10 protein-coding genes are annotated in these 12,958 nt (G+C 48.0%); 4 read left to right on the plus strand and 6 right to left on the minus strand.

The genetic code is table 11. The annotated features are described in order from the left end of the window. Positions 1-7: 7 nt before the first annotated feature. The 3 genes from ACYVIC_RS00740 to ACYVIC_RS00750 all read right to left on the minus strand — a co-directional run bounded on the left by ACYVIC_RS00740 (position 8) and on the right by ACYVIC_RS00750 (position 4,552). Positions 8-1,867, minus strand: coding sequence for a methyl-accepting chemotaxis protein (locus tag ACYVIC_RS00740; protein ID WP_460856366.1), 1,860 nt, complete (start codon positions 1,865-1,867; stop codon positions 8-10). Between the two features lie 96 nt (positions 1,868-1,963). Beyond that, positions 1,964-2,488, minus strand: coding sequence for a phosphatase PAP2 family protein (locus ACYVIC_RS00745; RefSeq protein WP_460856367.1), 525 nt, complete (start codon positions 2,486-2,488; stop codon positions 1,964-1,966). Between the two features lie 54 nt (positions 2,489-2,542). After that, positions 2,543-4,552 carry a putative bifunctional diguanylate cyclase/phosphodiesterase gene (locus ACYVIC_RS00750; protein ID WP_460856369.1) on the minus strand — a complete coding sequence of 670 codons (2,010 nt, stop codon included), beginning with the start codon at positions 4,550-4,552 and terminating at the stop codon, positions 2,543-2,545. Positions 4,553-4,708: 156 nt separating this feature from the next. Here ACYVIC_RS00750 and rraA point away from each other — a divergent pair, with 156 nt between their 5' ends. Further along, positions 4,709-5,194, plus strand: coding sequence for a ribonuclease E activity regulator RraA (gene rraA, locus ACYVIC_RS00755; RefSeq protein ID WP_460856370.1), 486 nt, complete (start codon positions 4,709-4,711; stop codon positions 5,192-5,194). Between the two features lie 14 nt (positions 5,195-5,208). Then, the gene (locus ACYVIC_RS00760; protein ID WP_460856372.1) at positions 5,209-6,249 is read left to right on the plus strand and encodes a formimidoylglutamase; all 1,041 of its coding nucleotides are present in this window, start codon (positions 5,209-5,211) and stop codon (positions 6,247-6,249) included. Here ACYVIC_RS00760 and ACYVIC_RS00765 read toward each other — a convergent pair. Both ACYVIC_RS00765 and hutI read right to left on the minus strand, forming a co-directional pair. Next, complete coding sequence (locus tag ACYVIC_RS00765; RefSeq protein WP_460856373.1) at positions 6,242-7,765, minus strand: putative bifunctional diguanylate cyclase/phosphodiesterase; 1,524 nt, start codon at positions 7,763-7,765, stop codon at positions 6,242-6,244. The genes ACYVIC_RS00760 and ACYVIC_RS00765 overlap by 8 nt on opposite strands. A gap of 61 nt (positions 7,766-7,826) precedes the next feature. Next, positions 7,827-9,056: an imidazolonepropionase gene (gene hutI / locus ACYVIC_RS00770; RefSeq protein WP_460856375.1), complete on the minus strand. Its 1,230-nt coding sequence runs from the start codon at positions 9,054-9,056 to the stop codon at positions 7,827-7,829. Positions 9,057-9,174: 118 nt separating this feature from the next. Here hutI and hutC point away from each other — a divergent pair, with 118 nt between their 5' ends. Then, positions 9,175-9,903, plus strand: a complete 729-nt coding sequence (hutC, locus tag ACYVIC_RS00775; protein WP_460856377.1) for a histidine utilization repressor — start codon at positions 9,175-9,177, stop codon at positions 9,901-9,903. Between the two features lie 237 nt (positions 9,904-10,140). Further along, positions 10,141-12,171: a methyl-accepting chemotaxis protein gene (locus ACYVIC_RS00780; protein ID WP_460856379.1), complete on the plus strand. Its 2,031-nt coding sequence runs from the start codon at positions 10,141-10,143 to the stop codon at positions 12,169-12,171. A gap of 162 nt (positions 12,172-12,333) precedes the next feature. Here ACYVIC_RS00780 and ACYVIC_RS00785 read toward each other — a convergent pair whose 3' ends face one another. Then, entirely contained in the window at positions 12,334-12,948 is a 615-nt protein-coding gene (locus ACYVIC_RS00785) for a restriction endonuclease (protein ID WP_460856381.1), read from the minus strand. Positions 12,949-12,958 lie beyond the last annotated feature (10 nt).

Genomic DNA, 12,958 nt, shown 5'->3' on the forward strand with positions numbered 1-12,958 from the left:
TGCGGCATCAGGCCTGAAAACGCTCTACTGTTTGCCGCAGCCTGGCAGCTTGCTGTGCAACTTCTTCACTTATTGTTGCGTTGTGCTTAGCATAACCAAAGGTTTCGTCAGATAAATCACGAATTTTCACCACGTTTTTATTTACCTCGGCCGCTACATGGCTTTGTTGTTCAATCGCAGCAGCAATAGTAGTGGTCATATCCATAATGTTGGTTACATCAGCGGTAATTTCGCTAAGTAGTGTCATGGCAATACCAGCTTGCTCAGCGCTCTCACTACCTTGCTGCCGGCAGCCTTGCATCACCTGTACAATATCATTGGTTCGGCCTTGTAAACCATTAACGATGGCTTCAATTTGCCGCGTTGACTCTTGCGTACGCATTGCAAGGCTGCGAACTTCATCGGCTACCACCGCAAAGCCGCGGCCCTGATCACCTGCACGCGCAGCCTCAATAGCGGCGTTTAATGCCAATAAGTTGGTTTGCTCGGCAATGGCGCGGATAACATCCAGCACTGACCCAATAGTTTTGCTGTCTTTTTCCAGCTCTCCTACCACCGCTGTGGCATCCTGTAACCGAGCAGACAAGCTGCTGATCCGATCTACCGTTTGCTGCACTTCACTACGACCAGTTTGCGCATTACGGTTCATTGCTTCGGCTTTGGCTGCTGTCGCTTCAGTATTGCCGGCAATTTCATTGATGGTAGCGCCCATTTCCGTTACAGCGGCTGCCACCATATCGGTCTCGCTTTGCTGCAGTTGCATGCCGCTGCTGGTGTCGGAAGTTGATTTCGCCAGCTCATTGGTGGCAATATCGAGCATTTCCAGTGCCTGGTTTACTGTTTTTATCAGATCCTGAAAGTCACCCAACATGCTGTTAAAGTCGGTCGCCAAAGCGGTCATTTCATCTTTGCCCGATACATCAACCCGCATGCGAAAGTCATTTTTTGACCGAATAAGACCTATGGTTTGACACACTTCCAGCACCGGACGCAAAATGCTTCGGCTGGTCAACGCCACCAGCACCAACACCGCTGCTAACACTACAGCAAATACCAACAGCGCCAATTGCTGAGTGCTGTCAACTGCCGCCTTAACCGCTGCTCCGGTTTTTTCCTGCAACGCTTTCAGACTTTCTTCAGTACTTTGGATAGCGCGGCGCATCTCACCTGTAACGCCCTGAGTTTCATCCAGCCCCATCTGCGAAGCCGCATTAACCAGAGCTTCAAAGCTACGCTGATATAGTGCCGTTAAGCGGCTGCTTTCACTGTCTGTCGTAATTTGCGGGCTTAACTGCTGTATAACGGCAGCAAACTGTTGCTGGTATGCCAGATCTTTGCGCAGTAAAAAGTCTTTTTCGGCCCGGCGCAAATGCAACACTAATACCATAAGATCATCACGGCCCAGACCATTAAAACGCTGCTCCAATTGCTGCACAGCTGCACGCAGCTCACCCATTACACCGTCCTGCGGCGTCAAACCCAGCCGTTGCTGCTGGCTTACCAGTTCAGTAAAACTCTGCTGATAGGTTTGCGTTAACTGCGAGAAACGCTGCAGTGGTGCATCATCTATTGCGTGCTGCTGTAGCAACAATTGCAGCTGCGCTACCCGCGACGCCATTTTATCCAGGTGCTCTTTATGGCGCTGCTGATACTTAAGCTCGGTGCGCATCACAAAGTCTTTTTCATGCCGACGCAACATCAACACATCAGCAGCTATTTGCTCAACCAGTTGTTGGGTCGACGCCAGACTGGTTAGTTTGCTGCTTTGGTAAAATAGTATCAGCAACATCACTATCATTGCGACTACCAGCGCTATGCCGTTGATAAAAAGCCGTTGTTTAATCGACAGACGTCGTAATCCACTCATAGACTGCTACCTATTTTTGTTAACATTCAGCATTGATGATAGATCAAGCACAGCAAAATGCTGCGTCATTTATGCAATGTTTACTGCTCTTAAAGCCTAACTGAGCAAAAAAAGACCCAAGATAGCACTAACTGTTCCCAGCACTGCACCAGCTAACACATCCAGCGGAAAATGAACACCAAGAAAGATACGTGATAAACCTATACCGCAGGCCCAGATTAGAGCCAAAGGCAACCATAGCGGATAACAACACGCCACCGCGCCTACCATAACAAAAGCACCTGCAGTATGGCCTGACGGTAAACTAAATTTATCAGATGGCGTAATATACGGTTGGGCAAATGCAGCCAGCACTTGTGCCGGTCTGGCACGGCGAATACTGTTTTTTAGCAACAAATATAGCGGCAATTCAATGGCAAATGCCGCCAATATCATCTGGCTAAATGGTGTCGCCTCAGCTACATCAAATGCCAGTAAACTCAACACCAGCAGCAAATATAAGGGCCCGTCAGCAGTCTTCGACAGCCAATAGCTGCCGCTACTGTAGTACTTAAACGAGCTGCGGCTAAACAAACGACAAAACGAAATATGGTCCCAGTGTTCCAGTCTTTTCAGTAACATCACTGCGCCTCGCCATGACATACGCTTGGCTCAGCCTAGCGCGCGGTTATGACGTTACTGTGACAAGCCCAGCTGTTGCTGTTGATAAAAAGCCAATGCGTCCGTCTCTGATAAAGGTTTCGCGATATAGTAGCCTTGCACTGCATCGCACGACATATTTCTTAACAGTTCCAGCTGTATCGCCGTTTCAACCCCTTCGGCCAGAATACGTTTACCCAGACCATGCGCCAGCTTAATCATGGTTTTTACGATCATCATGTCGGAGTCATTGCCAGCCATATCCATCACAAAACTGCGGTCAATTTTAATTTTATCAATCGGCATCCGCCGCAGGTAAGCCAGTGATGAATAGCCAGTCCCAAAATCGTCAATGGACACCCGAATGCCCATTTGCTGTAATTCAATTACATGATTGGAGCCTTTCTCCATATCATGCATCGCGGCATTTTCGGTGATCTCCAACTCGAGCAATTCCGGTGAAATCTGATATTGCAGTAGTAGCTGTTGAATTTTCTGTTTCAACCCTTCCTGCTGAAAATGAAACGGTGACATATTCACTGCAAGTGGTAACTGAACATTTAACTTGCGCCAACGGCTTATGGTATCAACGGCATGATGCAGAACCCAAAAATCCAGTTTGCGGCTCAATCCCAATTGTTCAACAAAAGGCAAAAACTGTGCGGGCATCAGTAAACCTTTTGTCGGGTGTTGCCAGCGAACCAGTACTTCAAAGGCATCCAGTGTGTTGTAACGCAGATTTAATTGCGGTTGAAAATACAACACCAACTCATTTTGCTGCATAGCGCGTAGTAATTCAGTTTCCCAACTGATTAAGCGGGCCGTCTCGTCTTCCATACCCGCTTGATAGGCCAGGCTTTTCTGCTGAATGCGTTTCGCCTGATGAAACGCAATATTGGCTTTCTGCAGCAAGCCTTCGGCAAGGTTACTGTCGGTAGCAGAACTAGCAATCCCTATGGTACAGGTTAATTGCAATTGACCGACGGCCAATTCAAAGTTCTTCTCGACCAGTTGCTGCAAGTGACGCACAGCAAATTGCAATTGAGTATCGCTGTTGATATCACTCAGCACTAAAGCAAAAATATCGCCACCTGTTCTGGCAACTAAAGTTGGCTTTAATACACTGCTCTCAAAACGTTTAGTCAGTTGAAACAGTACCTGATCACCCTGCTTTAACCCAACTGATTCGTTAACGGTTTTAAATTTATCCAGTCCAAGCATGAGTAAGTAGAGCGGCGAGCTACCCGATACTGATATACGCTCTTGTAACTGAATAAGTAATGCATCACGGTTTAATGCGCCGGTAAGTTGATCATACCGGTTCAGATAGCGGGTTTTTTCTGCTAGCTGCAAATTGGTCGTGCGCTCCTGCTCTTGCTGCCAGATTAATAATGCCAACCCCAGGCCAAACAGCGAAAACAGCTCTGCATTTTTAAATACAAGTATTTCAGTGAGACTGGTTTGTTGTTGCGTTCTTAGCAGGTAGACGATAACAAAAATAATGTAGACACCAGCCCAAATAGCCATCATCGTTGCCGCCAAACGCTGACCTAACGAGTTGCCAATGCGATACAACACTATTGCTGTAGCCGTAAGCAGCAGTAGCGCAATCAGCAGCAAACGCAGGTAGGTCTGAAAATACTTCTGCCACTCAGTCATAGTGCTGTCAAACATAAAGGGCAACACGCTAACTACCGCCAACGCGATACCCGCAAGCGTCAAACGCCGACCGGACAAATGTCGTAAGACGGCGCCAGTCACTACCCGGGTTTCCAGCATGCCTCGCAGTAAGTACAGTACAAATAAGTAGCTGGTTAAAATAATGCTGAACTGCAACAGAGTATCTGCTAGCTTGGGGGCTGCCAGCACCCCTTGCGCTATGGCCAGCAACTGATAAAACGAAAACATCAGCAGCGACAAAAACCAAAAACGTAAATAAGGTTGCCGATAAACACGGCTGAAATAAAACAACAAGTAGCTAAGCAATAACGCCACGCCAGCTTCCGTTATATAAATCATCAGACGGCTAAACAATTCAGATGTCACAGCCTGCACCTTAAGTTGCACTTGGCAACACCATAGCAAATATGCGCGCAGACAGACAACACACTGCAGAGGAAATCTCAATAATAATAAGTGTTTGAGCTTAGTACGGAGCCAGCTATACTGTCAGCTCAGATGCAGTAACCGCCGGAGAACACTATGGAATACAATACCTCTGAATTATGCGACCTTTATGCCGATCAAGTAGATGTAGTTGAACCGCTGTTCGCTAGCTATGGCGGCAGGCGCTCTTTTGGCGGCCAGATCCATACCGTTAAGTGTTTTGAAGACAATGGATTGGTGCGGCAAATGTTAAATGATCCGGGCATAGGCAAAGTACTGCTGATTGATGCAGGCGGCTCCGCCCGACGCGCAATCATTGACGCTGAACTGGCGTCTGTTGCAGCAGCAAACGGCTGGGAAGGCATAGTCTGTTATGGCAGTGTAAGGGATTTGGACCTGCTGGAAGATTTTGATATCGGTATTCACGCGGTAAATGCCATTCCGGTTGGCGCCGATGATAAAGGCTTTGGCGAAACTGAAGTACCCGTTAACTTTGCTGGTGTAACCTTTCTACCGGGCGATCATCTTTATGCCGACAGCACAGGTATTATTATTTCGCCGGATGCGCTGGACATAGAATAAAGCAGCCAGGCGTTATGCTTAACCTGATTAGCCAACAGCAACTTGAGCAATATTGTGCCACACGTAGCGGTGAGTTACGCATTGGTGCAACGATTCGCCTGCCTAACTTGCAGCTGGATTTAGCAGAGCAACTGGCGCAGGCTAAAGCAGACGGCTGCCGCTTTGTGCTATTAGGGGTGCCTGAGGATATCGGCCCCCGAGCAAATTTTGGCCAAGCCGGTGCAGAAGCTGGCTGGCAGGCCTTTTTAAGCAAATTTCTTAACCTGCAAAGTAATGACTTTATCGCCGCCAGCGAGCTGCTACTGCTGGGCGCTATCGCTTGCGACGATTTACAGCACAAAGCACGAGGCGCCGACATTAACATACTCAGGCAACTGGTTAGCGAACTCGATGCACGGCTGGATCTGGTAGCACAGGCTATTTTTAGCGCAGGGTTGTTGCCGCTGATAATAGGCGGAGGCCATAATAACAGTTATCCGCTACTTAAAGCCCTGGCGACGGTAAGCCAAAAGCGCGCGAACAGCGCTAATCTGGACCCACATTCAGACTTTCGCCCGCTGGAAGGCCGTCACAGCGGTAACGGTTTTAGTTATGCCCATCACGCCGGTTATCTGCAGCACTATTTTGTGCTGGGCTTGCATGAGTTGAAAAACTCAGCTGCCAGCCTGACGCAGCTGCAGCAAGCCGGGGCTGAGTTTAGTAGCTATCAGCGGATCTTTGTTAAACAAGAATTAAGTTATCAGCAGGCGTTGGATCAGTGCATCGATGTAGTGATCCAAGGCGACGGTGACATTGGTGTTGAGGTCGATACGGACAGTATCAGTCTAATGCCTGTGAGTGCTTTTACCAATTGTGGTATCAGCGTGCAAGCAGCAGAGCAATTTGTGTATCAATTGGCGCGTTTACCTCGCAGCCGTTATTTGCATTTGGCAGAGGCGGCGCCGGCGCAACATCCGGCAGGCCTGACAGCTGGCTTCAATGAAGCAGGGCAAGTACTATCAGCCTTGGTGTATGCCTTTATCCTGGGTAAACAAGATCAGGCGCAGGCTATTTAGCATTAGCCTGTTGCCATTGTTTTAACCACACTGCAAAACCACTGAGTTCAAATGGCCGTGAGTACAAAAAACCCTGGCCGCGCTGACACCCCATGCGCAGAAGTTTCTGCTCCACTTCAACCACTTCCACGCCCTCTGCAATAACTCCGAGCTCGAGATTACGCGCCATATCAATAATGGCGCCGGTAATAGCAGAATGCATGTCAGATCGGTGTAGGTCTCCAATAAATGAACAATCAACTTTAACATGCTGGATGGGTAACTTTCTTAGATAGGCTAACGAAGAAAAACCGGTGCCAAAATCATCCAGTGCCAGTTCAACACCTAAACGGTGCAAGCGCTGCATCATACTCATAGCCCGGGCAGGCTCCGCTACCAATGCCTGCTCTTTTAGTTCTAACATCAACTGCTGCGGTTTTACCTTGTATTTGTCGAACAAAAACTCCAGCGTATCAATTAGTTCGTCATGCAACAGATCCTTACTGGAAATATTGACCGCTATTTTGCTGACCTGTTGCGCCTGATCTAACTGCGCAATCATCGCCACAGCTTCTTTTAACACCCATTGCGTTAGTGGATAAATAACCCCGGTTTCTTCGGCCAGCGCCAGAAAGCTATCTGGTGTCATTAAACCGCGACTGGGGTGGCGCCAACGCACATAAACCTCACCAGCCAATACTGTTCTGTTTTGCATGTCAATTTGCGGCTGTACATACAACGTCAACTGGCCATCACTGATCGCCTGACGCAACTCTGACATTAACGTTAACTTATCGCTGGTAAAATGCAGCATATCCGGACTAAAAACCTGGCTTTTGCCTTGCAACCAACTGTGGTGCTGCAACGCCAGATAAGCACGCTCCAATAACTCACTAAGCTGAGTGCCATGTTGTGGATAGTTGGCTATACCTGAATGCAATTGATATTCTACTGCACAACCATGAACCAGCATCGGCTCTGGCACGCTACGCTCCAGTTCGTCAGCAACAAATTCGGCCAGATGTTGTTTGTCAGTGCTATCCAGCCAGATGGCAAAATCAACACCGCCCAGGTGACATAGACGGATCGGAAGCTGTTGGCGATATTCAAAGGTTAACGCCGTGTCTACCTGTTTTAGCTGCTCATTAATGCGCTGAGCAATTTGCGCCAGGATCAAATTGCTGTTGCTATGTCCAAGCAATTGGTTTACCTGCTCAAACTGGCTAATCTTAAGCAACAACAGAGAATAAGAATGTTCAGGTGCGCGCTTTAGCAATTCATCAAGCTGCTGTTGTAAAAAAAACTTGTTGGGGAAACCGCTGATATCATCGTGTAAAGAATAAAAGCCTAACTGACTACTTTTCTTCGCAGCCCACTTTTTCTGCAACTTAGCCAGATCAAACTTAATTTTAATCAGGTAGACAAACGCCAGCACTAAGAGTCCTGATAACAAGCTAATCACTTGCAAAGACGAAACAGCTTGCTCGGCATGCGCCGCAGCGCTTAAAAACAACAAGCCTAAACATGCATAGCGCACGGCAGTACTCCAATATTGACGCTCTGCTAATAGCTTAATGCAAAAGCGCGCCTTGTAAAGCTTACACGCTTGCTACTCTTACCTCTTTACCATTGATTATCAGTTGTTTAAGCGAATTAACACCAAACTGATAACACAACTCCGCCGGTTGGCTGATAGCATAACAGCCAAAGTCAGCCCGATAACCTACTGTTAATTGGCCGCAATCGTTAAGCCCCAGCGCCCGCGCCGCGTGCCGGGTTACGCCCAGCAAGGCTTCTTCCGGCGTTAAGCGAAACAGCGTACAGGCCATATTTAACATTAGCGGCAAGGAGCACAGCGGCGAGGTACCGGGGTTAAGATCGGTTGCTATAGCCATGGGCACCTGGTATTGCCGCAGCAGGCCTATGGGCGGCAATTGCGTTTCACGCAAAAAGTAAAATGCGCCGGGTAGTAACACCGCCACGGTGCCGGCCTTTGCCATGGTGGCCACGCCGGCTTCATCAAGAAACTCGATATGATCGGCAGATAAGCCGCCAAATTCAGCCACCAAAGCGCTACCGCCAAGGTTAGATAATTGTTCGGCATGGGCTTTTACCGGCAATCCCAGCGCCGTCGCGGCGGTAAATACCTTACGCGTTTGCGCGATACTAAAGCCGATGCCTTCGCAAAATACATCCACTGCATCCACTAACCCGAGCTGTTGCAACTGCCCCAGCATCTGGCAAACCACATCGATATAGCCATCGGCGTCATCAGCATAGTCAACCGGCAAGGCATGAGCACCTAAAAAGGTTTTTTTAATGGTGACAGGATGATGCTTACCGAGCTCAGCGGCTACTTCAAGAATTTTTTGCTCAGAGGCTAGATCCAGGCCGTAGCCGGATTTAATCTCCACTGTGGTTACGCCCTGCGCTAACAAGGTATTAAGCCGGTTTTTTGCCAGCACAAATAACTCTTCGTGGCTGGCCGCACGGGTAGCCGCCACAGTAGCTTTAATGCCACCACCGGCGGCGGCAATTTCCTGATAGCTGGCACCGTTTAAGCGCATTTCAAACTCGTTAGCACGATTACCGCCGTATACCAAATGGGTATGGCAATCGATAAAACCCGGCAGCAACCATTGCCCGGCAGCGTCATACAGCGGTGTGGCCAGCGCATCAAACGCCGGCAACCCGCTGCGCTGGCCAATGTAGGCAATCAGGCCATCTTTTATCGCCAAAACGCCATTCTCTATGGCGCCATAGGCCCGGCCATTGTCGGTCATAGTGGCGATATTGGCATTAATCCAGATGGCATCAAACTGCTGCATAGTGGCTCTCCTGTGTGCGCGTTGAAATAATTTTACACCAACAACTTGTATATACAACCAAACTACAGTATTTTTTATTTAGCCGCGGTATTTTTTGTCCGGCAACAGGAGAAATGTTATGGCGGTGGCCAAATTTGCCGAAATAAAAGAGTACATGCTCAGCCAGATAGAGATTGGCGCCTGGCCCGAGCATAGCAGGGTAGCGTCGGAAAACGAGCTGGCCGAACAGTTCAGCGTTAGCCGCATGACAGCGCGCCGTGCATTGCAGGAGCTGACCGAACAAGGCATTTTGTACCGCACACAGGGCGTTGGTAGTTTTGTCGCCGCACTGAAGTCGCAATCGTCGTTGCTGGAAATTCGTAATATTGCAGATGAAATTCATGCCAGGGGGCATGCTTACAGCGCCCGCTTGTTACAACTGACTGAGCTGCCCTGCCCAACCGTTATTGCCGGCGGGCTGGGTTTGCAGCGCAACCAACCGGTGTATTTTTCCCTGATAGTGCATTTAGAGAACAACCAACCCCTGCAACTGGAGGCACGTTACGTTAGCCCGAAACTGGTACCGGATTATGTTAAGCAAGATTTTAACCAACAAACACCGCATCAGTATCTGAGTTTTATTGCACCGCTTACTGAAGCCGAACATACCGTAGAGGCCATCTGGCCGGATGATTTTACCTGTAAGCATTTAATGCTGAAAAAAGCCGAACCCTGCCTGCGCTTGACCCGTCGCACCTTTAGCCGTGAAGGCGCGGTCAGCCTGGCGTATTTAACCTCACCGGGTAGCCGCTACCGTTTAGGCGGCCATCTTAATTTTTCTTTAACCAGCAGAGGCTCAACTGACTGAACACACACTGCCAGCTGAATAGCTGCCCGTTATAAAGCTCTCATGGCAAAGGTGACAGCCCAGCAGTTTAAACGGTCGAACGTTAATGGCAGCACCAAAATGGTGCTGCCGCCCTCTTTTAAATCAAGTTCCCCTTTTCTGGCTAGACCAGTACCGCTTTCTTTGTTAACTTCAGCTTGTTTATCAAACAGCTACTGTCTATGGTTAAAGCAGAGCCACAGCGCGGAGTAAGCCAAAGTGATCACCTTAAAAGTCGCCCATAAAATCATTATTGGCTTTGGTTTCATAGCGCTATTGTTGTTGCTATCCAGCAGCTCAGCGTTACTGAGTTTTTCTGCCATTACCCAATCAAGCGAGCAAGTTAATCAACTGGCGGTGCCAGTACAGCAACAAAGTAACGCCGCGCAAATACAACTATTGAAATTGGCAAAGCTATCTGCTTTGGGTTACACCGCTGAAAGCGATACCGATATCAGCAGTTACCGGCAACGTTTTAATAGTGGCAGTACAACATTGCGTGACCAACTTGCAAGTCTGGCGCAACTAACTGCAAACGAAACGGCGTTTACCCAAACCCTGAGCGATATAGATAAGCGCTATCAGCAATATGCAGACGCTGTTGCCGCTATGTTCGAGGCCAGACTGCAAGGGCTGCTACTACAGCAACAAGCTGTGAGCGAGTTTGCCACGTTAGAACAGCTGATTGACAATATTGGTGCCAATTTGCTCGATATCTCTTATCTGGAGCTTCCCGGCGGCGCGCAACAGATGGAGCTTATCGCAGGCAGTGCCAGCCGTATTGACGGCCAATTGCTGGGCCTGTTGAACACTTTGAAAGAAGTAACCGCCTATACTGAGCTTGCATCTGCTGAAGCGGCACAAGAAAACATCGGCTTTGCGCTAAGTGATATGCAGGTAAACATCGACTATATGGCAAACCAAGTCGCTAACCAAGACACTGATGGACTTTGGCAGGGAGTGACTGAACAACTAGCTCAGCTAACAACGCAATTACAGACACAAGGCAGTTTGGCCAATATCAAATTACAGCAGGTCAGTACTCAGTTAACGGCACGAAACCAGCTGAATTTATCAGAACAGCGGGTTGAGCAGGTCATAGTAGCGCTGGATGCATTACTGTCGGCCGCCGACAGGCAGTTTAGTACCTTGCAACAACGGGTGTCAGACTCCGTCAACTCAGGCAACACCCGAACTTTAGTGCTAATGCTGGTGCTGGTAGTACTTGCCGTTACTACGGCTTACCTGACCATCAATACTATGCTAAGACCTTTGGCAGGAATAAATAAGGTACTAACTGATATTGCCAAAGGCGACTTATCACGCAAATTACATGTTAAAACAGAGGACGAGTTTGGTGCACTGGCAGTCAAAGTAAATAGTCTGACAGCGGCATTAAGCCGTTTGATTATCAATATCCAGCAAAATGCCTTGCAGCTCAACGAAAACGCCCGCCAGTCCACGTTTGAAGTGGGTGAAATAAGTGATTCACTGCAACACCAGCAGCAACAAATTGCCGACGTTAACCAGGTTACTCATCAATTAGCTGACAGTACCCGTGACATAGCGGCACAATCCAGTGAAACCACTAATGCGATGAAACAAGCGCTGGAACAGAGTAAACAAATTGACAATATTGCCGAGCAAAATAGCAAACTAATTAATAGATTAGCTGAGCAACTTACCGCTACCAGTAACGTAATGAGCCGCGTCAATGATGAAGCCAACAATATCGGTAGTATTCTAACGACCATCCGATCTATTGCCGAACAGACTAACTTACTGGCGTTGAATGCGGCTATTGAAGCGGCTCGTGCCGGTGACCAAGGCCGGGGTTTTGCTGTTGTTGCAGATGAAGTACGTTCATTAGCCGGGCGCACACAACACGCAACAGATGAGATCCGCCAAATGATAGAAACCTTGCAACAACAAAGCCAGCAAGCAGTTCAAGCTGTAATGGGAGGTAAAAATGACGCCGACAGCTGCGTAGCACAAATGCTGGAGTTGGTGTCGTCACTTAGTCTGGTAAATCAGGCAATCGCTCATACCCAAAAAATTAGTAGCCAGGTTACCGCCGCAACCGAGCAACAATTGCGTCTGGGTACCAGCATTGGTGACAACATGCAGCAAATGATCGAAGTAGCGCATGTCAGCAGTGAAAAAGCAGAGCGGACACTGCAACACAGTGATGGCGTATCCAAATTGGCCCTGGAGTTAAAGCAGGCAGCCAGCGCATTTAAAGTGGTGTAACCGTTGCAGTTAATCCAACTTCTTGTAACCAGTAAAATAAAAAGGCTGGACAAGTGTCCAGCCAGGCAGGAAGTATTTTATCCAATTGTTTTTATTGATTCCATTCACAAACTAGTGTGCCAAAACAATGATAAAAAACCCGATGAAAAAGTGATATCAACGCTAAACTAACGCAAACTGTTGCTCGCGCATGCGCTTTTGCTGCTTTTTTAAACTCTTTACATCCAATAAATCAATATTTGCTTCCCGGGCAAAAATCCACGCTTGATTACTAAAACCGTGGTAACTCACCACTAACCCGTTTGGTAAATCTGCAGCAAGCATTTGCTGAAACAATGCCCTTACCTGATTAATGTCCACCTGACGCTTATTTTGTTGGATCAAAACCAGTTTATCCATATCGCCCTGAAAGTACTGATATTCTGAGCTAACGCGATTTGAATGGCTTAATTTACCCTGCGTTTGCAGCAAACGTTCGGCATCTTGTAAAAACTGTTGCTGCTTGTCGGCTGCAGACAACAGGCTTTTAAACGGTGACACCAGACCAAACAGCTGATGTTGCTCGTCCAATTCAAAAAATGCCAACACGTTAAAAATCAAGGCTACAATAAACATCAACACAAAGGTCCACAGCATAAATGCTGACCAAAAGGCAGAAAGGACCCAGCTGTTATCACTTAGTAGTAGTGAATGTTCAGCAAACAGCAAGTACACAGCGCCGGCAACTATACCTAACGCCGTACTGACAGAAGAAATTACTAACCATTTATTATTCATAATAGCCTCA

It is taken from the genome of Rheinheimera gaetbuli, from assembly GCF_054781935.1.

Bases quoted from the DNA above. Each gene is read 5' to 3' on its own strand.
- ACYVIC_RS00740 (WP_460856366.1), bottom strand. From the start codon at position 1,867: ATGAGTGGATTACGACGTCTGTCGATTAAACAACGGCTTTTTATCAAC.
- ACYVIC_RS00745 (WP_460856367.1), bottom strand. From the start codon at position 2,488: ATGTTACTGAAAAGACTGGAACACTGGGACCATATTTCGTTTTGTCGT.
- rraA (WP_460856370.1), top strand. From the start codon at position 4,709: ATGGAATACAATACCTCTGAATTATGCGACCTTTATGCCGATCAAGTA.
- ACYVIC_RS00760 (WP_460856372.1), top strand. From the start codon at position 5,209: ATGCTTAACCTGATTAGCCAACAGCAACTTGAGCAATATTGTGCCACA.
- hutI (WP_460856375.1), bottom strand. From the start codon at position 9,056: ATGCAGCAGTTTGATGCCATCTGGATTAATGCCAATATCGCCACTATG.
- hutC (WP_460856377.1), top strand. From the start codon at position 9,175: ATGGCGGTGGCCAAATTTGCCGAAATAAAAGAGTACATGCTCAGCCAG.
- ACYVIC_RS00785 (WP_460856381.1), bottom strand. From the start codon at position 12,948: ATGAATAATAAATGGTTAGTAATTTCTTCTGTCAGTACGGCGTTAGGT.